Origin of the sequence: Sphaerisporangium sp. NBC_01403 (assembly GCF_045040145.1) — a bacterium.
In the GTDB taxonomy this organism is placed as follows: Bacteria; Actinomycetota; Actinomycetes; order Streptosporangiales; family Streptosporangiaceae; genus Sphaerisporangium; species Sphaerisporangium viridialbum.
The window spans coordinates 8399436-8418996 of the sequence record NZ_CP109534.1 but is presented as its reverse complement, the minus strand read 5'-3'; the positions used below and the strand labels follow the sequence as shown (position 1 = coordinate 8418996).

At 70.6% G+C, this 19561-nt stretch carries 17 protein-coding genes; 8 read left to right on the top strand and 9 right to left on the bottom strand.

Annotated elements, in window-relative coordinates; genetic code table 11:
* Window positions 1-2: 2 nt before the first annotated feature.
* Entirely contained in the window at window positions 3-374 is a 372-nt protein-coding gene (locus tag OG589_RS37875) for an STAS domain-containing protein (RefSeq protein ID WP_405143259.1), read from the bottom strand.
* Window positions 375-458: 84 nt separating this feature from the next.
* Window positions 459-3386: an AfsR/SARP family transcriptional regulator gene (locus tag OG589_RS37870; protein WP_405143257.1), complete on the bottom strand. Its 2928-nt coding sequence runs from the start codon at window positions 3384-3386 to the stop codon at window positions 459-461.
* Between the two features lie 231 nt (window positions 3387-3617).
* Here OG589_RS37870 and OG589_RS37865 point away from each other — a divergent pair, with 231 nt between their 5' ends.
* Window positions 3618-4514, top strand: a complete 897-nt coding sequence (locus OG589_RS37865; protein ID WP_405143255.1) for a M23 family metallopeptidase — start codon at window positions 3618-3620, stop codon at window positions 4512-4514.
* A 312-nt stretch (window positions 4515-4826) separates the two neighbouring features.
* A complete protein-coding gene (locus tag OG589_RS37860; protein WP_405143254.1) occupies window positions 4827-5753 on the top strand; it encodes a M23 family metallopeptidase in 927 nt (308 codons plus the stop codon).
* A gap of 123 nt (window positions 5754-5876) precedes the next feature.
* On the opposite strand, the gene OG589_RS37855 is transcribed toward OG589_RS37860, so the two are convergent.
* Window positions 5877-6599: a TetR/AcrR family transcriptional regulator gene (locus tag OG589_RS37855; protein WP_405143252.1), complete on the bottom strand. Its 723-nt coding sequence runs from the start codon at window positions 6597-6599 to the stop codon at window positions 5877-5879.
* 92 nt (window positions 6600-6691) lie between these two features.
* Here OG589_RS37855 and OG589_RS37850 point away from each other — a divergent pair, with 92 nt between their 5' ends.
* On the top strand, window positions 6692-7684 hold the full coding sequence (locus OG589_RS37850) for a zinc-binding dehydrogenase (protein WP_405143250.1): 993 nt from the start codon (window positions 6692-6694) through the stop codon (window positions 7682-7684).
* Window positions 7685-7790: 106 nt separating this feature from the next.
* On the opposite strand, the gene OG589_RS37845 is transcribed toward OG589_RS37850, so the two are convergent.
* The 3 genes from OG589_RS37845 to OG589_RS37835 all read right to left on the bottom strand — a co-directional run bounded on the left by OG589_RS37845 (window position 7791) and on the right by OG589_RS37835 (window position 11181).
* The gene (locus OG589_RS37845) at window positions 7791-8369 is read right to left on the bottom strand and encodes a DsbA family protein (protein WP_405143248.1); all 579 of its coding nucleotides are present in this window, start codon (window positions 8367-8369) and stop codon (window positions 7791-7793) included.
* Between the two features lie 141 nt (window positions 8370-8510).
* Window positions 8511-10463 carry a multicopper oxidase family protein gene (locus OG589_RS37840; RefSeq protein WP_405143246.1) on the bottom strand — a complete coding sequence of 651 codons (1953 nt, stop codon included), beginning with the start codon at window positions 10461-10463 and terminating at the stop codon, window positions 8511-8513.
* Window positions 10464-10686: 223 nt separating this feature from the next.
* Window positions 10687-11181 carry a MarR family winged helix-turn-helix transcriptional regulator gene (locus tag OG589_RS37835; protein ID WP_405143245.1) on the bottom strand — a complete coding sequence of 165 codons (495 nt, stop codon included), beginning with the start codon at window positions 11179-11181 and terminating at the stop codon, window positions 10687-10689.
* Window positions 11182-11255: 74 nt separating this feature from the next.
* Here OG589_RS37835 and OG589_RS37830 point away from each other — a divergent pair, with 74 nt between their 5' ends.
* A complete protein-coding gene (locus OG589_RS37830; protein WP_405143243.1) occupies window positions 11256-12932 on the top strand; it encodes an FAD-dependent monooxygenase in 1677 nt (558 codons plus the stop codon).
* Between the two features lie 149 nt (window positions 12933-13081).
* Here OG589_RS37830 and OG589_RS37825 read toward each other — a convergent pair whose 3' ends face one another.
* The 3 genes from OG589_RS37825 to OG589_RS37815 are packed head-to-tail and all read right to left on the bottom strand — an operon-like array spanning window position 13082 to window position 15484.
* Complete coding sequence (locus OG589_RS37825) at window positions 13082-13756, bottom strand: winged helix-turn-helix transcriptional regulator (RefSeq protein WP_405143242.1); 675 nt, start codon at window positions 13754-13756, stop codon at window positions 13082-13084.
* A gap of 37 nt (window positions 13757-13793) precedes the next feature.
* Entirely contained in the window at window positions 13794-15110 is a 1317-nt protein-coding gene (locus OG589_RS37820) for an ABC1 kinase family protein (protein WP_405143240.1), read from the bottom strand.
* The gene (locus OG589_RS37815) at window positions 15107-15484 is read right to left on the bottom strand and encodes a VOC family protein (protein WP_405143238.1); all 378 of its coding nucleotides are present in this window, start codon (window positions 15482-15484) and stop codon (window positions 15107-15109) included. Before OG589_RS37815 ends, OG589_RS37820 begins: the two co-directional genes overlap by 4 nt.
* Window positions 15485-15662: 178 nt before the next feature.
* Here OG589_RS37815 and clpX point away from each other — a divergent pair, with 178 nt between their 5' ends.
* From clpX to OG589_RS37795, 4 genes are all read left to right on the top strand, one after another.
* Window positions 15663-17018 (top strand): ATP-dependent Clp protease ATP-binding subunit ClpX, encoded by a 1356-nt coding sequence (clpX, locus tag OG589_RS37810; protein ID WP_405143236.1) that lies wholly within the window; start codon window positions 15663-15665, stop codon window positions 17016-17018.
* Window positions 17019-17059: 41 nt separating this feature from the next.
* Window positions 17060-17638, top strand: a complete 579-nt coding sequence (locus OG589_RS37805) for a hypothetical protein (protein WP_405143234.1) — start codon at window positions 17060-17062, stop codon at window positions 17636-17638.
* A 134-nt stretch (window positions 17639-17772) separates the two neighbouring features.
* Window positions 17773-18267, top strand: a complete 495-nt coding sequence (locus OG589_RS37800) for an SRPBCC domain-containing protein (RefSeq protein WP_405143232.1) — start codon at window positions 17773-17775, stop codon at window positions 18265-18267.
* Entirely contained in the window at window positions 18267-19502 is a 1236-nt protein-coding gene (locus OG589_RS37795) for an MFS transporter (protein ID WP_405143230.1), read from the top strand. The genes OG589_RS37800 and OG589_RS37795 overlap by 1 nt, the downstream gene beginning before the upstream one ends.
* Window positions 19503-19561: the final 59 nt, after the last annotated feature.

Genomic DNA, 19561 nt, shown 5'->3' with positions numbered 1-19561 from the left:
GCTCAGGCCGGGCCGACCTCGAGCACCGCCTGCTCGACGGTGTCGAGGGACTCGAAGTGGTTGTCCAGGCCGCTGATCCTCAGCCGTCGCCGCAGGTAGTCGGGGACGGCCACGAGGATGAGCCGTCCCTTGGCGGACGTGATCTGGTTGAAGACGTAGACCAGCGACCCGAGCCCGGCGGAGTCGCAGAACTTCAGGCCGGCCAGGTCGATGATGACGCGGGGGCCCTGCTCTCCGCTCCACACTCCGTCGATGTGGGCGTTGAAGACGGGGGTGCCGTGGAAGTCCAGGTCGCCGGCCAAATGCAGCACCGTGCACTCATCAAGGCGTTCAACACGGATATCTAAGTTCTGACCGTGCTGCGACGCTGACATGGGTATGCACCCCTTCTAACGGGCAAACCGTTTGTTGTCTCAGTAGAGGCTATGCCCCTCGCGTCTCACCGGCCACCCACGGGGTCACGGCCGGTACTCGCCCGAGGTTCGCACGCCCGCGCTCAACTCACGCTGCAGGGTGAAGGCGTGGTGCAGGTAGTCGCGGGCGAGGTCCGCCCGGCCGGCCGCCCGGTGCAGCTCGCCGAGCATCTGCGTCGCGCTCGCCTCCCCGCTGCGGTCGCCGAGCCGCTGGAAGATCGTGCGGGACTTCTCCAGCTGGGCCGAGGCGTGCATCCGCTCGCCCCGCACGGCCCGGCGCCTGCCGAGGCCCTGCATCGCGTACGCGGCGCAGTGGCAGTCGCCGAGGCTCTCGAAGATGTCCAGCGCCTGGTCCTGGAAGTGCATGGCGCGGTCGAAGTCGGCCGCCAGGTCGTGCAGCCTGCCGAAATGGTTGAAGACGCAGCCCTCCCTGTGCCGGTCACCGAGCGACCGCGCCAGCCGCAACGCCTCGTCCAGCCATCGCGACGCCCCCGCGAGGTCGCCGGACTCCAGGAACACCTTGCCGATCGCCTGCCGCGCGTAGGCCTCGCCCGCCTTGTCGTCCATGCCGAGGAACATGCCGAGCGCCTGCCGGAAGCGCCGCAGCGCGCTGAGGTGTTCGCCCCTGATCTGGTCCACGGCGCCCAGCCCGCAGATCGCGATCGCCTCGCCCCTGCGGTCGCCCACCTCGCGGAAGATCGTGTGGGACCGCTGGAACATCTCGGCGGACTCGGTGTATCCGTCCTGGTACAGGTACACCTGGGCGAGCCCGCGGAGCAGCGCCGCCTCGCCGCGCAGGTCCCCCTTGGCGCGCACAGCGTCGAGCGCGATCTCGTGCGTGATCCGCCAGGCGTCGTAGTGACCCCGCAGGTCGAAGTAGGGCACCAGGGTCGCCGCCAGGCCCCACGCCGAGTCGGCCATCCCCGCGTCGGCGGCGAGCCTCACCGTTCCGACCAGCGCGTCCCGCTCGGTGTCGAACCACGACAGCGGGTTGACCGTCACGTGCCCGACGGTGGTGCGGGCGGGCTCCCAGCGGGCGGCCGTCGGCGACATCAGGCCGAACACCGTGGTCGGCAGCCGCTTGGTCGCCTGCTCGGCGATCGCGAGCCACGCCCCGACCACCCTGCCGAGAGCCGGCCCCTCAGGATCGGCGTGCGCCCTCTCCCTGGCGTCGCAGCGGATCAGGTCGTGGAGCCGGTAGCGGGGACGGCCGGCCGGATCGCTTCCCACCAGCCGCAGCAGGCTCGCGTCGACCAGGTCGTCCACCACGTCGTCCGAGCGGTGCCGGTCGAGCACGGCGTCGACGACCCAGGCGGGGAGGACGTGCGGGCCCAGCAGGCCGAGCGTCCTGAACGCCCGGGCGGCGGCGTCGGGCAGCAGCCGGTAGCTGCGGTCCACGCTCGCCCGTACTTCAAGGTCCCCGACCCGCAGCTCGCCCAGCCTGCGGGCCTCGTCGGCGAGCCGCCGCTCCATCACGCGCAGGGACCATCCGGGCCGTCCCACCAGGCGTGCTCCCGCGATCCTGATGGCCAGCGGGAGGTAACCGCAGGACTTCACGATGGCCGACGCCGCGTCCCTCTCCCTGTTCAGCCGCTCGGCGCCCACGATCGCGCGGAGCAGCTCCTCCGCCTCCCGCGGCGCCAGCACGTCCAGCTCCACCTGGCGCGTACCGGGAAGCTCGGTGATCCGGCGGCGGCTGGTCACGAGGACCGAGCAGCCGCTGCCGGGCAGCAGCGGGCGCACCTGCGCGGTGCTCGCCGCGTCGTCCAGCAGGACCAGCACGCCCCGGTCGGAGAGCAGGGATCTGTACAGCGCCGAGCGCTCCCGCAGGCCGTCCGGGATCGCGCGCTCGGCCACGCCGAGCGCGCGCAGCGCCTCCGCCAGCAGCTCGCCCGGGGCGGGGGGCGTCAGGGAGGTGCCTGCGAGATCGAGGTAGAGCTGACCGTCCGGGTAGCGGGCCCGTACGGCGTGCGCGCAGTGCACCGCCAGCGCCGACTTGCCCACGCCAGGCGGGCCGACGACGACCGTGATCGAGGGCGGTCCCGCCGCCCTTCCCGGCGTCAGGGCCTCCACCAGCGACTCCACATCCCCCTGCCTGCCGGTGAAGTCGGGCACGTCCGGCGGAAGCTGGTACGGCCTGGGCCGCTCCTGGCCGGCGGTCGGGTCATGGCCCAGGGAGAGGTCAGGGCTTGCGTCCGTTGAAGAGTCATGGCTCGTGGAGGGGTCTCCGGCGAGGACGACCGCGTGGGCGCGGCGTAGTTCGGCGCCGGGCTCGATGCCGAGCTCCTCCACCAGCCGGTCGCGGATCGTGGTGTACGCGAGCAGCGCCTCGGCCTGGCGCCCGCTCCGGTTCAGCGCGAGCATGAGCTGCTGCCACAGGCCCTCCCTGAACGGGTGTTCCACGAGCAGCCCGCGCAGCTCGCTGATCGCGCCGCTGTACTGCCCGAGGGCGACTCGCATGGCCAGCAGTTCCTCGGCCGCCGAGAGCCGGGCCTCGGCGAGGGGCTCCAGCCGGCCGGCCCAGAGGGGGCTGCCCGGCAGGTCCTCCAGGGGCGCCCCCCGCCACAGCGCCAGCGCCCGGCACAGCTCGTCGACGGCCTGGGAGGTGCGGCCTTCGGCCCGGGACCGGCCGGCCTGCGCCATCAGCGCCTCGAAGCGGAGCAGGTCGAGGTCCTCCGTACGAACCTCGATCATGTAGCCGGACTGCTGGGCCCTGATGGCCGTACGGGCTCCCGCGTCACCGAGGCCGACGCGCAGCGAGCTGACGTAGGTCCGCAGGTTCTCCACGGCGGAGCGGGGCCTGCGCTCGGGCCATAGCACCTCTACCAGCAGGCCGGTGCCGACCACCCGGTTGGCGTGGAGCAGCAGGGTGGCCAGCAGCATTCGTGGTTTCGTGCCCCCGAGGCGCAGGGCCTGCCCGTCGAGCCGGACATCCAGTGGACCGAGCACGTTAAATGTGGGCTGATCAGCCATGATGCCCGATTCTGCTCCCTTAGAGACTTTTCAACCGTGCAGAGGGTTGGGTCGCTCGAAGCCAGGATCTCATTTGTATCGGTTTTGGACGTTTTCTATATGACATATCCGGACTCTTTACGCCAACAGGGGTCTCCGGAGCGCCCTTCGGAGGTTCCACGCCAACCCCGCGACCGGTCGTGCCGAGTCGGCGCCAACGCCGAGCCGACCGAGCCGCGAGAGAGGATCGGCATGAAGATCAAAAGGGTGTTCACCGCAGGACTGGCCCTGATGCTCAGCCTCGCAGGCGGCGTCGCACTGGCCCCGAGCGCCGGCGCGGCCGGCCCACGACCGAACTTCCAGCTTCCCTTCCCATGCGGCCAGACCTGGACCGGCAACTCCAGCGCCAGCAGTGCCCACCAGTCCTGGGAGATCGACTTCAACCGGGGCAGCACGGCGGACGCCGACCTCGGCGACACCGTGGTCGCCGCGGCGGCCGGCACGGTGGCCATCTCGGCCCACCAGGGCTCCACCAACGGCTTCGGCAACCTGGTCAAGATCGACCACGGCGGCGGATGGTCCACCTACTACGCGCACCTGCGCGTGCGGTCGGTGAGCGCCGGCGCGCAGGTCACACAGGGCCAGAAGATCGGCGAGGTCGGCAACACCAGCAAGCCCGGCAACAACATCTCGCCGCACCTCCACTACGAGGTCAGGACGACCGACACCTCCTACCCCGCCAACATCCAGAAGGCCGTCTTCAACGGGTCGACCTTCGGCTACCCGGTCCAGACGGTCACCTCGAACAACTGCTCCGGCAGCAACAACCCGTACTCGCCCGAGGAGGTCTGCGGCAGCGGGTACAGCGTGATCGACTCGGCCGCCCTCGGCTCGTCGGGCAAGGTCTACCTGCTCTACAACACCGGCAACGGCTACAACTGCGTGACCACGATCAAGAGCGCGTCCGTGGGCACGGCCACCACCACCTCCGCCTACCTGGAGGTGCAGGGCAAGAGCAGGATCACCGACTCCGGCAGCTTCGCGTACTACGCGGGCCCGGTACGCGCCGCGGCCACCAACACCTGCGTCAAGTGGGGCGGGAAGGCCGGGTCCTCCACCTACGACAGCCCCTTCGAGCACTGCGGCTGAACAGGCCGTACCCAAGGCCACTTCCAGACCGCTGGAAGTGGCCTTCCGCCTTGCCGGAACCCCGGACAGAAGGCCCGCGCTGCCCGATTTCACCCTTTTTCAACCGATTCCAGAATGGTCCACCGGCCGCCTGGATCTTATTTGTATGGGTTTTGGACCTTTCTTATATAGCTTATCCGGACGGACCAGCGGGGGCCCTGGGATCCGTGCTCCGGAGCCTGCCGGGAACCCCGCGATGAGAATTTCGCGCCCGGTCTGGCCGGCTCGGCACCCAGCACCCGAACCAGGCCGGAGCCATGAGAGAGGATCGGCATGAAGATCAAAGGGGCGTTCACGGCAGGGGTGGCCCTCCTGCTCAGCCTCGCGGGCGGCGTCGCACTGGCCCCGAGTGCCAGCGCGGCCGGCGCCCGCCCGGGCTTCCAGCTCCCCTTCCCCTGTGGTCAGACCTGGACCGGCATCACGGGTAGCGGCGCCCACCAGTCCTGGGAGATCGACTTCAATCGAGGTGGCACCGCGGGGGCGGACCTCGGTGACACCGTGGTGGCCTCGGCGGCCGGCAAGGTGGTCATCTCTGCCCACCAGGGCTCGGCCAACGGCTTCGGCAACCTGGTCAAGATCGACCACGGCGGTGGCTGGACCAGCTATTACGCGCACCTGCGGGTGCGGTCGGTGAGCGCCGGCACGCAGGTCGCGCAGGGGCAGAAGATCGGTGAGGTCGGCAACTCGACCAAGCCAGGCAACAGCCTCGCGCCGCACCTCCACTACGAGGTGCGCACGTCGGGGTCCTACCCCGGCAACGTCCAGAAGGCCGTCTTCAACGGAGCGACGTTCGGGTACCCCACCCAGACGCTGACCTCGAAGAACTGCTCAGGAGGCGGCACCACCAGGACCAACAAGAACCCCAGCCCGAGCACCAACCCTCACTCGCCCGAGGAGGTCTGCGGCAGGGGGTACAAGGTGATCGACAAGGCCGCCCTGGGCTCGGCCGGCACGGTCTACCTGCTGTACAACGCATCCAACGCGAACAACTGCGTGACCACGATCAAGAGCACGTCGATCGGCAAGGCCACCGCCACCTCCGCCTACCTGGAGGTGAAGAAGCAGAAGCGGCTCACCGACTCGGGCAACTTCGCGTACTACGCGGGCCCGGTGCGCGCCGCCGCCAAGAAGACCTGCGTCAAGTGGGGCGGGAAGGCCGGATCCTCGGTCTACGACAGCCCCTTCGAGCACTGCGGCTGACCGTGTAGCGGGCGGCTGACACCGATCCACGAGGCCACTTCCGGACCACCGGAAGTGGCCTTTCGCCATACAGGGCCGGTACGGCCGCAGGGGCGCGGCCCGTACGGCCGTGGCGGTCAGGGCCTATCCGCCCGGCGGGCCGGGCGGCGCGGGATCCGGGTCTACAGGGCCGTACCATCGGCCGCTGTAGGACTCCCAGCTCGGGGGCGCGCCCGGCAGGGGAACCCGCCGATCAGAGCCGCGGAGGCCGTCGAGGGCGAGCGTCAGCAGCCGCCGGCTGATGGTGTCCTGATCTTCAGTGCCGCGCGGGATGCGGCTGAAGTGCTCGATCAGGTACGAGACGTCGAGCGGGGCGAGGTCCGGCCGCACGGTGCCGTCGGCCTGCGCCCGGCGTACCAGCTCGTCCATCAGCTCGCGGCCCAGCTCGCTCGCAGCGGTCATCTCGGCGGTGACGGCGATCGTTCCCGCCGCAGGCCCGAGGGCACCCACCCGCGCGGCGACGCACCGCTGGACGTAGCCGCAGACGGCCGACCACCCGTCGCCCTCGTGGGCCAGCGCCTCCCGCGCCGAGGCGATGGACTCCTCCATCGACAGCAGGCAGAGCCGTTGCAGCAGCTCCTCCTTGCTGCCGTACCGGCGGTAGAACGTGGCGATGCCGACGCCCGCACGATCGGCCAGGGCGGACATCGGGGCCCCTGCGCCCTGCTCGGCGAAGACCGCGCGCGCGGCCTCCAGCACGATGCGGTCGTTGCGCTCGGCCTCGGCCTGGCGTCCCCAGCGGCGCTCCGGCCGCGCCTCCGCGCCTGCTCGCCCTGCCTCCGCCCGGGGAGGCTCGTTCGAATCCACGGCCGGAGTCTATTGCAATCGGAGCGAACCATTCCGATATGTTATTCGGAGCGATCCGCTCCGATAGGCGGGTCCCGTGGAGAGGAGCGGTCGTGCGGGCGGTATGGCTACGAGAGTTCGGCGGGCCGGAGGTTCTGGTCCCCGGGGAGGCGCCGGATCCGCGTCCGGGCCCCGGGCAGGTGGTGATCGAGGTGGCCGCGATCGGCATCCCGTTCGTGGAGACGCAGGTCAGGTCGGGTGTGGCGCCGGTGCCGCTACCCCGGTTGCCGATCATCCCCGGCAACGGCGTGGGCGGCACGGTCGTCGAGGTCGGGCCGGGCGCCGATCCGGCCCTCGCCGGCCTGCGCGTCGTGACCTCGCTGAAGGGCTCGGGAGGGTACGCGGAGCGGGTGGCGGCGGACACCGGTGGCCTCATCGCCGTCCCGCCGGAACTCGATCTGCACGACGCGGTGGCGTTGCTGGCCGACGGCCGTACCGCGATGGGCATCGTCCGGGCCGCCGCGCCCCGTCCCGGTGAGTGGGTGCTCGTGGAGTCGGCCGCCGGAGGCGTCGGCAGCCTGCTCGTCCAGCTCGCGGCCGGCGCCGGCGCCCAGGTGGTCGCGGTGGCGGGCTCCCGGCGCAAGCTCGACCTCGCCACAGAGCTGGGCGCCAAGGTGACCGCCGACTACACCGAGGACGGCTGGGGCGACCGGGTGCGCGAAGCCGTCGGCGATGCGGGCGTGCACGTCGTGTTCGACGGGGTCGGCGGGGCCGTCGGCCGTACGGCGTTCGAACTCGTGGCCCCACGCGGCAGGTTCCTGATGTTCGGCGCCGCCAGTGGAACCGTGACGGACGCGACTGTGGCAGAGGTGTTCCAGCGCGGCATCGCCCTGATCACCGGGGGCCAGATGTTCGGCTCACCCGCCGGCATCAAGGCACTGGCCGAGGCCGCGCTGGCCGAGGCCGCCGCCGGTCGGCTCCGTCCCGTCATCGGGCAGACCTTCCCGCTGGAGCGGGCCGCCGATGCCCATGCGGCCATCCAGGCACGAACGACGCTCGGGAAGACCTTGCTGATCCCCTCCGGCGACCTCGAAGTACGCAGCTAAGGAGACCGGCCCCGGCGCGGGCCGGGTCGTCCTGATGACCGACCAGCCCGACTGGCAACGCCACTACGAGCTGGCCGCCGAGCTGAACGCGCTGGTCAACGCGTCACTATGACGTGACGGCCTCCACGGCGGCGACGATCATCTGGGCGTTCGCGGGCACGGCGACGCGCTGCACGAAGACGGTCGGCGTGGCGTTCACCCCCCGCTGCGCGGCCCTCGCGGTCACGTACGCCGCCCACTCGACGTAAGTGTGCCTGCGCACGCACGCGCCGAAGGCCGGGTCGGTCAGCCCGACCGAGTCGCCCAGCTCGATCAGCTCGTCGTCGCTGAGCCCCGGCCCGCCCTCGGGCGGCTGGTTGACGAACAGCGCATAGGCGTACTCCATGAACCTGCCGTGGTCGGACGCGCACCCGGAGGCCGAGGCCGCCCGGGAGGAGTACTGGTTGGTCGACGCCGCGTCCAGGAAGGCCATCGGGTGGTACACCAGGGTGATCAGCCGGTTCTCCACCAACTGGTCGAGCGTGGGCCCGGCCGTCAGCTCGAACTGCTTGCAGAACGGGCATTGGAAATCGATGTAGGCGTCCACGATGACCGGCCCGTCGCCGACGATGACGCCGTCTCCGGTCTCCGTCGCCCCGGCCGGCACGTGGGCCGGTGCCATGACCTGGCCTGCTCGCATGCTCATGCGACCTCCTAAGAACCGGGGACCGGGGACCTCGGCCCCCGGACAGTAGAACGGCCTGGCCGTGCGCGTCTGTTCTCGCCGGAGCACAAAGATCGGCCAAAGCCTCGCAAGGACTCAGCTACGCGAGGCCGCCGCAGGGCGTCAGGAGCCCACCTGGAACGGCCGCATCATCTCGTTGTCCTCGTGTTCGAGCAGATGGCAGTGCCACACGTACGAGCCCTCAAGGTCGAACATCATCTTGATGCGGGTGACCTCCTTCGGATAGGCGATCACCGTGTCCTTGAAGCCCCGTTCCCACGGCTGGGGCGGCCGGACGGCGGTGCCCTTGAGCGGCCTGCGGTCGACCACCTCGAAGCGGACCTCGTGCAGGTGCACCGTGTGGGCGTCGTCGGTGGAGTTGTGGATCTCCCACACCTCGATGGCGCCGAGCGCGGGATTCTCCGTGACGGGGTCGGACCACATCTTCGCGGTGCCGCCTCCCGCGAGGGTGCCGAGCATCGTGGCCGTCGGCACCTCCGTTCCCGCCCTGACCTCCATGGAGTGCTCAAGGAGCGCCACCTGCCGGGTCAGCGTCGCCGGGCCCCGCCGGGTGAGCGCGGGCAGCCTGAGCCGCGCGGGCGGCACGCTCTCGTCCCTGCCCGACAGCGACCTCAGCACGAACTTCATGACCTGCCCCGTGGTCGCGGGGTTGGCGGGCGCCGCCTTCGCGTTCCCGCTGAACGGCTCGTCGGGGCCCTCGTTGATCAGATAGAACTCCGTGCCCGGCCTGACACCGGTGAAGTCGACGATCACGTCGGCACGCTCGGCGGGGCCCATGACCAGGCTGTTCAACCGCACCGGCTCCGGGAGGTACCCGGCGTCCGCCCCGATCTGCCAGAAGGGCACGGCGGGCGCCACCGGGCGTCTGGCGAGAGGGTCGGCCGCCACCTTGAGGATCAGGAACCGCGAGTTGCACCCGTTGAGGAAGCGGAGGCGGTAGCGGCGCGGCTCGACCGCGAGCACCGGCCACGTGCGGCCGTTCACCATCATCGCGTCGCCGAAGAACTCCGGCTGCCAGATGGGCGGTACGTGGCTGCGGGGAATGTACGGGCCGGCGTACCTGTCGGAGAACTGCGCCCGGCTGCCGGGGTAGAACAGCGAGCCGTCCTTGGCGAAGGACCGGTCCTGGATGATGATCGGGATCTCGTAGTAGCGCGTGCCGGGAGGGTCGCCGGCCTGGGGAGCGGGCCCGGGAAGCACCCCCGGGTCGAGGTCGGACGCGCCGCCGCGCAGCAGGTAGAAACCCGCGAGCCCCGCGTAGACGTTGAGCCGCGTCATGCCGAGGGTGTGGTCGTGGTACCACAGCGTGGCGGCCGGCTGGTCGTTGTCGTACTGGTAGACCGCCGACCCCGGCTGCCACTCGACGCTCTCGCGGCTCCCGAACGTGCTCATGAACTCGGCGTACCGCGAGCCCTCCGTGGCGTGGCCTCCGGGGATGTTCCGCGCCGCGGGGAGGTACCACGACTCGGGATGGCCGTCGCTGTCGTCCGTGGTGCACCCGCCGTGCAGGTGCGTGGTGATCGGCACAGGTCCTCGGTACCTGCCGGGCGTGGCGGCGAACGACGGGCGCTTGTCCCTGCCCGGCAGCCCGCCCGGCGGGTTGGCCCAGTGCAGCGTCGGGTCCACCGGCAGCAGGTGGGACAGGTAGCGCCCGTCCCCGTCGACGAGCTGGTTGACCCACATGACGCGGATGGGACGGCCGGACCTGGCCTCGATGGTCCAGGCGGGCGAGGCGAAGCTCCCGGGATGATCAGGCGAGCCGTACCCCCACAGCGTGGTGGCCGGGCTGCCGGGAGGCAGCACCTGCTGCCGGAACTGCCGGACGCCGATGACGTAGCGGTCGCGGTCGCCCTCCTGCGAGGCGGGCATGGCCGACGGGATGACGAGCGGCGCCACGTACTTCGCGATTCCCGCCGCGTCGAGCGTGCCGGCCCAGTGCGCCGCCCGCCCGGCGGACGTCACCCCGGCCGAGGTGGACGCCTGAGCGGCCCTGCCGGTGGCCAGCAGGGCGGCTCCGCCCGCCGCCGCCTTCAGGACCTGACGTCTAGTGATCATCTCGGCTCCTTTCCCGGGGCCGGGAAGTCTGGAGATCGGCCTGCCTGGCGGCATGCCCACGTCACGCTCCATGTGCGGATATATGCCTTATAAGGCGACAATTCCCCCTTAACGACTTGTACCCATCCGACCGCCTTCCGAGCCCCAGCCGAACGGGCCGTGTCGACGAACCGGGTGGGCAGCCCGACCGGTGCGTCAGCGCGGGCCCGCCCAGTCGTCCCGCCTAGTGGTCCGCGGCGTCGGCCGGACGTCCCAGATCGCGGACGAGGGTCGCGGTGAAGTCGCGGGCCGTCTCGTTGAGGCGGGCGAGGAACTCGATGACGTGCTCCAGGTGTTCGTCGTCGTAGTCGTCCACTACTCCGGCGAAGGCCGACTCCACCCGTGCGAAGATCTCCGCCAGCGCCGCCTCGTGCCGCCCGGTCGAGCGCACCAGCACCTTGCGGCGGTCGGCTGCGTCGCGCCGGCGCTCGACGAAGCCGTTGCGCTCCAGCCGGTCGATCACCGCCGTGATGGCCGAGGTGCTCATGCCGGTCACCTCGGCCAGCCGCCCCGCGGTGAGCTCCGGTTCGTGACGTGCCAGGTCGAGGCACTTCAGGTCGGTCGGCCCGAGCCCGAAGTGGCCGGCGATGGCCTGGTGCATCACCACCCCTCGGCCCGCGTTCTCCCGCATCGCATCGGCGAGCGCCCGCGTCAACTCGGATCTGCGGCCCCTTGACACCGAACCTCCAGCATCTAATATCTCGATCTGTCGAGATTTCCTATCCTTCGTACAATCTACCTCAGGGAGTGACCATGGAGGAGACAACCCTGCCTGTGCTCATCGCCGGTGCCGGTCTCGCCGGGCTGTCCACCGCGATGTTCCTCGGCGTGCACGGCGTGCGGTCGCTCGTCGTCGAGCGCCACCCCGGGCTGTCCACGCAACCCAAGGCGCGCGGGCAGATGCCGTCGACCATGGAGGCCCTCGCCACCGCCGGGGTCGCCGAGCGGTTCGTACGAGCCGCCCCGCTCGGCCGGGGCGAGAACAAAATCGTCATCGCCGAGAGCGTCACAGGACCGGTACTGCACAACTTCGTCCGGAAGATGCCGGACCTCTCCATGTTCTCGCCCGTGCCCATGGCCTCCACGAGCCAGGAACGAGCCGAGCGCATCCTCGCCGCCAGAGCGATCGAACTGGGTGCCGACATCGCTTTCTCCACCGAACTCGAACGGTTCCACCAGGACGACGACCAGGTGACCGCCGTGCTGCGCGACACCGTCACCGGGGAGCGGCGCACGCTGACGGCCCGGTACCTGGTCGGCGCGGACGGCCACAAGGGCCCGGCCCGCGACATGGCGGGCATCGCGACCCACGGACGATCCTGGCACGACACCGCGCCGAGCGATCGCAGCGGGCTCCCCGACCCGCACGGCCCCGACCGGGCCGCCGACCCTGGTGACCGGCCCGCTCGAACCCTGTTCCTGCAGTTCGAGTCCGATCTTGAGGTCGCGCTCAACGGCTCCGCCTTCGGGCTGTTCTACCTGCAGAACCCCGCCCTCCCCGGAGGCTCGGCCACGATCGTCACCACCGACCACCCCGGCCGGTACGTGCTCAGCTGCGCCTTGGCCTCCGGCGGCGAACCCGGCGCCGAGCGACTGACCGAGCTGATCCGCACCGCCTGCGGCATCCCGGACCTGGACGTCAAGATCCTCGACGCGGCGTGGTCGTCCACCGGGGACCACATCACCCGCGTCGCCGACACCTTCCAGGCGGGCCGACTCTTTCTGACCGGGGACGCGGCCCACCTGATGCCCCCGACCGGAGGGCAGGGCGGCAACACCGCCGTCCTGGACGGCTACCACCTGGCCTGGAAGCTCGCGGCCGTGCTGGGGGGAACCGCGGGACCAGCGCTGCTCACCAGCCACGACGCCGAGCGCCGCCCCTTCGCCGACGCGCTCGCCGAGCAGCAGTACGCGAACATGGTCCAGCGACAGGCCCCCCACCTTCACGACGAGACCGTGGCCGAGATCATGGACCCGGCCGTCGGACTGTTCGGCTACGTCTGCCCCTCTGGCGCCTTCGTACCGGAGGAGCGGGCGGATGCACCCGCGCTGTTCGAGCACCCCGCCGCGCCCTCCGGGAGGCCGGGATCGCGCGCGCCGCACATCAGGCTCACGCGCGCGGGCGCGCCCATCTCCACCCGTGACCTGTTCGGACCGCGGTTCGTCCTGCTCACCGGGCCGGACGGCGGGCCGTGGGCCGAGGCGGCCGGCGACGCCGCACGGAACCTCGGCCTCACTCTGGACCTGCATGCCATCGGGGGTTCGTCCGACCTCGCCGACCCGGACGGCCGCTTCCCGAGCGCCTACGGCGTCACACCCACCGGAGCCGTACTGGTGCGGCCGGACGGCGTCATCGCCTGGAGATCACCCGACGGCACCGCCCCCCAAGACCTCGAACACGCCCTGCGCCGCGTCCTCCACCGAAACTGAACAGTCGCACAAACGAAGTGACAGCAAGAACCCAACTGGTCCGGCTCTGGTAGTTGAGCCTGGCGAGCGGAACCTCCCGACCGCGAGCCGCCGGTCGGGTCCCTTGAGCCCGAGGTCGTCGTAGAGCAGCGGGGCGAGCGGCCGGAGAGTCAGCCGGGGAGCAGGCCGAGCATGCGGCAGCAGCGGAGCACGGCGCCGGGGTCGCCGTCGAGACGCAGCCTGCCCACGACGACCGCCTCCAGGGGGTCGAGGCGGCCCGCCCCGATCTCCACGAACGTGATCGCGTCGGTCACCGCGAGGAGGTCGGGCTCGGGGGTCGGGCCCGCCACGATCTGGGCGTTCCCTTCCTTGACCGCGACGTGGAAGACCTCGATGCGGCCGTCCTTGCCGGCGATCTCGAACTGGTAGCACTCGTCGGGGGCGGACACCGACGGCGGGCGCATCATGGCCTCCACCGCGACCAGCGACCACTCGGGACGCACCTCGTCCTCCGGATCGGGCTCGGCCAGGAGCGGCATGCCCCAGCGGGCGAGGTCGAGCACGACCGGGCGCAGCGACTGACCTCGCTCGGTCAGCCTGTAGCGGCGGGCGCGGCCGTCGGGATCGGAGGTGAGCTGCTCCACCACCCCCGTGTCGCTCAACAGCTTGAGCCGGACGGCCAGCAGGTTCGTGCCGATGCCCGGCAGGTTGGCCAGCAGCTCGTTGTAGCGGCGCGGAGTGACCAGGAGCTCGCGGACGATGAGCAGCGTCCACCTCTCGCCGATCACGTCCAGCGCCGCGGCGAGGCCGCAGTATTGGCCGTAGTGTCTGCGCCCTTCCTTCATGAGGTCACTTTACTACTTTTAGATATAGTGATAAAGCTCATTGCCGGGTGAACAGCGCCCTTACCAGGTAGGGCATCGCCAGCTCCTGGAAGTCCACTTCCGGGTGGTAGGCGTTGATGGCCCCCTCGAAGACGAGGATGCCGAGCAGCGGGAAGATGAACTGCGGATCCGCGTGCAGGCCGTGCCTGCGCTGCATGTCGAACAGGCCGCCGGCGAAGCGCAGCAGGTCGAACTCCCCGGCGCGCACCCCGGTGACCGACTCCACCAGGGCGACCATCTCGGCGGTGAAGGCGCCGTCGTCCAGGCCGCGCCGGTCCATGGCGGTCGACAGCACGATCTCGGCGCACCGTTTCCCGTTGCCGGTGCCCATGCGGAAGAAGAACTCGGTGAAGGCCCGGCGCGCGCTTTCCGGCAGCTCCACCACGAACCCCGCGTCGAGGATCTGGACCGATCCGTCGGGCATGAGATAGAGGTTGCCGGGGTGCAGGTCGCAGTGGACGAGGCCGTCGAGGAACAAGATCTTGTAGATCGCGGCCAGCGCCGCCTCCACCGCCCGCACCGAGGCCTCCTTGCCGAGGTCCTCGGGAGACCTCCTGGCGAGCCCCGGGAGGTACTCCATGACCAGCACCCCCTTGGCGGTCCGCACGGGGTCCGCGTACTCGGGGTGGGGCAGGGGCACCTTGATCTCGGTGAGCTCCTTCAGCGCGGCGGACAGCCGTACGAGCGCGGCGGCCTCCGCGGTGAAGTCGAGCTGCCCCGCGATGGCCCGCGACATCTGCCTGACGGCGGCCACGGCGGGCAGCCCGCGCATCATCGGGGTGCGGGCGGCCAGAGCGGTGCCCCAGGCGATGAGCCGCAGGTCGGCGGCGATGATCTCCTCGACCCCCGGCCTGCGGAGCTTGACCGCGACCTCGGTGCCGTCGTAGAGCGTGCCACGGTAGACGCAGGCGATGCTTCCCGAGGCCACGGCTTTGACGTCGAAGCGGGCGAAGACCGCCTTCAGCGGCGCGCCCAGCCTGGCCGCGACCAGCTCCTCCGCGGTCTTCGAGGGAATCGCGGGGACGTCGTCGTACAGGCGGGAGAACGCCTTGCACAGCTCGGCGGGAAGCAGGTCGAGGCGGGTGCTGAGCAGCTGGGCGAGCTTGACGAAGGTGGGGCCGGCCCGATGGAGCCGGGTCGCGACCGCGGCGGCGGCGGCGCGGGGGAAGGCCGCGCGCCGTCCGGTCAGCCTGGCGACGACCCACAGTGCGCCGACCCGGACCGCCACGGCCAGGAAGGTGCGGCCGACCGTGAGGAACCGGCCGGCGATCATGCGTGCGCCCGCGGACGGGCGGTGGGCCGAGGTCGCGGTCACTCGCTGAACTGGATCAGCTCGATCACGTTGCCGCTCGGGTCGGCGACGGCGAAGTAGGGACCCACAGGGCTTTCCTGAAGTGAGTCGTGCAGCAGCTCGGCGCCGGACTCGCGCAGCCTGCTCAGCTCGGCCCGCACGTCCGCGACCCCGAGGTTGATCATTATGCAGGCGCCGGAGGGGTAGTCGGCCTTGGCCGGGCGCTCCGCGAGCTGGAGCACGAGCCGGGGTCCGTCGTTGACGAGCTCCACGAAGTACGGCGCGCCCCGGTCGGAGCGTACGGCGAAGCCCAGCGTGTCGGTGTAGAAGGCCACCGCCTGGTCCATGTCGTGCACGTTCACGCTGATCACTGCGATCTTGGATCCGGTCCCGCCCATGTGGTCGACTCCTCGCTGCGGTCGGTGTGGCTTATTAAAGGTAGATGGTGGACGCGGGATCGCAATGGCAGGTCTCAACCACCGCAAAGCCCGTGTATGTCGACATTTGATTATTGTCGACCCCTAATCAGATCAGTACATTTTATTGAAGTGACCTACCCGGTCGAGAGGTGGACACATGACCCCTTCCCTCCGAAGAAAGCTCGCCTACTGCTCCTTCTGCGGAGTGAACGAGCTGGCCGCCGTCCCCCTCATCACCGGCACAGGAACGGCCATCTGCGTCGACTGCGCCAAGGCGGGGATCGCCGCCGTCGAGGGCCGGCGCAGGAGAAGGGACACCTCCGGCAGGCTCACCCCCTCGATGCTGCTGGCCCGGCTGGACGAGCACGTGATCGCCCAGGGGGCGGCCAAGCGGGCGCTGAGCGTGGCCGTCTACAACCACTTCAAGAGGATCGGGAAGATCGGCGCCGCCGAGCGGTCCCAGCCGTCCGAGCGGCCCGCCAGGCTCGCCAAGTCCAACATTCTCATGGCGGGGCCCTCCGGCACCGGCAAGACGCTCCTGGCCGAGACCCTGGCCGTGACGCTGGGCGTGCCGTTCGTGGTCGCCGACGTCACCTCGATCACCCAGGCCGGGTACGCGGGCGAGGACACCGAGTCCATCTTCCGCCGCCTGGTCACGGCCGCCGACGGCGACGTCGCCGCCGCCCAGCACGGCATCGTGTTCCTCGACGAGGTCGACAAGCTCGCCAAGCGTGAGGCCGGGGCGCTCGACGTCTCGGGAGAGGGCGTGCAGCAGAGCCTCCTGAAGGTACTGGAGGGCACCGAGGTCTCCCTGGCCACCCGGAGCGGCGCCGACGGGCCCGCCGGGTCGGAGGCCCGGAGGATGGACACCTCCAACATCCTGTTCATCGCCGGCGGAGCCTTCGTGGGCCTGGACGAGATCGTCGCAGAACGCGGGAACTCCCGTGGCATCGGCTTCGGCGCCAGAGTCGTGCCCGACCCGGAGACCACCACGGAGGCCGAACCCCAGGACCTCATCTCCTACGGCCTGCTTCCCGAGTTCGTGGGCCGCTTCCCCGTGGTCGTCCAGCTCGAACAGCTCGGCCTGGAGGAGCTGCGCCGGATCATCTCCGAGCCCGTCGACTCCCTGCTCGCCCAGTACGAGGAGCTCTTCCGGCTCGACGGGCACGTGCTCTCGTTCACCGAGGAGGCCCTGACCGCGGTCGCCGAGAGCGCGCAGAGCAGGCAGACCGGGGCCAGGGGGCTTCGGGCGATCCTGGAGAGCACGCTGCTCGGGCTGATGTTCCACAGCCCCGACTGGGACCCGGGCCAGCGCCTGGTCGTCGAGGCCCGGCACGTCACGGCCGCGGTGGCCGCCGACTCGGCCATGCCGGCTCCCACACCCGCCTCCCCACAGGGAGAGGCACAGACGTCCCCGTCCTTAAGCGAGGCGGGGCCGAACCGAGAACACACCGAACGGCGGGCTCCGCTTCCGCGTGTCGTGCAGGCCGTGGCTCCCGGCCGTCCGGTGTGAACCGCCACCCACGCTAGACGTGGGAACAGCAGGAGGAAACCATGAGTACCCCCCAGATCGTCAACCCGCTCCCCCGGCAGACCGAGTTCCCCCCGGTCGCGGACGTGGAATTCCAGCAGTCCGAGCTGAACATCCCGATCGTCGCCGACGGCGAGGTCAAGGAGATCCTCAAGATGTCGGCCGTCCTGCGCCTGGACCGGGGCGCTCCCCTCACCAACGCCGGCGGCCACCGGCAGTTCGAGTTCGCCATCGAGCAGTGGGAGGTGGCCGGTTTCTCCGACCTGTTCGGCGAGTACGTCACCATCACCCTGTCCGACACCCCGCAGCCGCGCAGCCTGGCCATCGCGCAGCAGGCGGCCGCCGACTACCCGGCGATCATCGTCTACAACGCCATCTTCGACGTCTACGTGGGCAAGCGCCGCGTGGCCGAGAAGGTCACCGGCCTCGGTGTCGGCGTGGACGCCTATGAGGTCCCCCCGCGCGTGAACATCCAGTTCCAGAAGGCGTTCCCGCTCGGCCCCGGCATCGAGGCCAGCGCGGGCGCGTGCGCCGAGGAGACCGCCCTCACCGAGGGCGAGTTCACCGCCCGGGCCGACGAGTTCCGTCAGCTGCGCGCCTAGCCGGTGAACCACGGCGACCCAGTCGCCGGCGAGTGACAGGGGGCCCGCGTCCGGGGACGGGCGCGGGCCCTTTCCACAGCTCAGATGCCGCGGCATGCGAGCCGGGGCGTCTTCCGCCTCAAGAGGAGCCTTCCATGACTTCCCTCAATTTCCGCCCCGGCAGCAAGCAGGACCCGAGCTACGCCCACGAGGACGGCACCCACTCGCTGATCATCACCGACATCATCCAGCGCGGCACCGCGAGCCAGATTTACCGGGCGTTCACCGACCCCGCGTCCCTGTCGGCGTGGACGGGCTCGCCCGCCGTCGAGACCCCGGGCGGTGTGCGCTGGAGCGTCGGCGAGTTCGGGCTGGAGGCCACCTCCGTCGAGCTCGTCGTCGGAGAGCGGATCGCCGTGGAGCTGGAGTGCCGGGACTGGCCGACCGAGCGCAGCCGGGCGGAGATCAGACTGTGGCCGACCCCCCGCGCGACCATGGCGATCGTCACCCACCGCGGCCTCGCCGAGGCGGACCTGGCGCACGCCAGGGAGCTGTGGGCCCCCCGCGTGCTGGACCGGATGCGGTGGTACATCCACGCCGTCGGACCGCAGAGCAGCCCGGTGGGCGTCACGGACCGGGGCGCCTTCTGATGGCAGGAGTGGAGACGGCGATCTCGCCGCCCCGGGTGGCCGCCGCTCCGCACAGCGTCACGCTGTGGGGCGCCTACGCGGTCACCTTCCTGCTGCGCTGCTCGCAGATGGGGACCATCGCCATCATCGTCCCCTACCTGCTCGACCGCGGCGTGCCCGTGGCCATGCTCGGGACGATCATGATCTGCTCGGCGTTCGGCAGCGCCCTGTCCAACCTGGTCACTGGGCGGCTGGTCGACCGGTTCGGCGCCTGGCGCTCGCTGGTCGGGGGGTGCTTGCTGGCGTTCCTCGGCGCGGTCGCCTTCCTGATGGTGTCGTGGCTCCCGGCGATGGCCGCCTCGTACCTGATCACCACCGGCGGGATGGCGGCGGCGGGCAACGCGCTGCGCACCACCATCGGCCTCGGCACTCCCGCCGCCGAGCACGAGAAGACGTTCGGCAGGTTCAACAGCATCGGCACGGCGGGGGCGCTCGTCGGGCCGCTGATGGTCGGGCTGATCGTGATCGACGGCACCGCCGCCGCGCCCTGGTTCGCCGTGGCCGCCCTCGGCAGCGCGTCGGTCCTCGGCCTGCTGAGCCGCAAGCCCGCGATCCCCTCGGAACTGCGCAGGACCGCCGAGGGCGCCCATGACAAGGAGGAACAGCAGGACGTACCGGCGAACGTCTCGCTGCTGGACGTGCTGCGCGCGGTCGGCCCCGTGGTCGCCCTGGTCTCCGCCACCGCGACCATGTACGGCGTGTACGCCGTGCTGTGGGGGCCCTTCCTGCGCGAGCTCGGCGCCGCCGACCCGATCATCCCGTGGTCGTTCACCGCCACGATGCTGCCGGTCGTGCTGCTGTCGCCGCACGCGAACAAGGTCCTCCCCGGAACTCCCCGATGGCTGGTCGTCGGCGTCGTCACCGCGATGCTCGGCGCTCTGGCGTTCGTCTACTCCATGACCACCAGTATCTGGATGGCGATCGTCATCTCCGTGGTCGAGGGCGTGCTGATGGCGATCTCGGTGCCCCTGACCTACGCGTTGATCACCAAGCTCGCGCCTCCGGCGGCGCTGGGCCGCGCCTTCGGCGTGGCGAGCGCCTCCGACTCCATCTCGTCGGGCTTCGGCACCTCGATCGCGGGAGTCCTCATAGCGGCCGGCGGCGTCTCGTTCGTCTTCGAGCTGGCCGGGGCCTACTGCGTCGCGGGAACCGCGCTCGCCCTCGTCTGGTGGTGGCGCAAGAGCATCAAACGGTAAATTTTCTTCCGCCAATCCGGAACGGAACGCGAGAACACCGTTCCGGATTCAGTGCTGCG

Bases quoted from the DNA above. Each gene is read 5' to 3' on its own strand.
- OG589_RS37875 (WP_405143259.1), bottom strand. From the start codon at position 374: ATGTCAGCGTCGCAGCACGGTCAGAACTTAGATATCCGTGTTGAACGC.
- OG589_RS37870 (WP_405143257.1), bottom strand. From the start codon at position 3,386: ATGGCTGATCAGCCCACATTTAACGTGCTCGGTCCACTGGATGTCCGG.
- OG589_RS37865 (WP_405143255.1), top strand. From the start codon at position 3,618: ATGAAGATCAAAAGGGTGTTCACCGCAGGACTGGCCCTGATGCTCAGC.
- OG589_RS37860 (WP_405143254.1), top strand. From the start codon at position 4,827: ATGAAGATCAAAGGGGCGTTCACGGCAGGGGTGGCCCTCCTGCTCAGC.
- OG589_RS37845 (WP_405143248.1), bottom strand. From the start codon at position 8,369: ATGAGCATGCGAGCAGGCCAGGTCATGGCACCGGCCCACGTGCCGGCC.
- OG589_RS37840 (WP_405143246.1), bottom strand. From the start codon at position 10,463: ATGATCACTAGACGTCAGGTCCTGAAGGCGGCGGCGGGCGGAGCCGCC.
- OG589_RS37830 (WP_405143243.1), top strand. From the start codon at position 11,256: ATGGAGGAGACAACCCTGCCTGTGCTCATCGCCGGTGCCGGTCTCGCC.
- OG589_RS37825 (WP_405143242.1), bottom strand. From the start codon at position 13,756: ATGAAGGAAGGGCGCAGACACTACGGCCAATACTGCGGCCTCGCCGCG.
- OG589_RS37815 (WP_405143238.1), bottom strand. From the start codon at position 15,484: ATGGGCGGGACCGGATCCAAGATCGCAGTGATCAGCGTGAACGTGCAC.
- clpX (WP_405143236.1), top strand. From the start codon at position 15,663: ATGACCCCTTCCCTCCGAAGAAAGCTCGCCTACTGCTCCTTCTGCGGA.
- OG589_RS37805 (WP_405143234.1), top strand. From the start codon at position 17,060: ATGAGTACCCCCCAGATCGTCAACCCGCTCCCCCGGCAGACCGAGTTC.
- OG589_RS37800 (WP_405143232.1), top strand. From the start codon at position 17,773: ATGACTTCCCTCAATTTCCGCCCCGGCAGCAAGCAGGACCCGAGCTAC.
- OG589_RS37795 (WP_405143230.1), top strand. From the start codon at position 18,267: ATGGCAGGAGTGGAGACGGCGATCTCGCCGCCCCGGGTGGCCGCCGCT.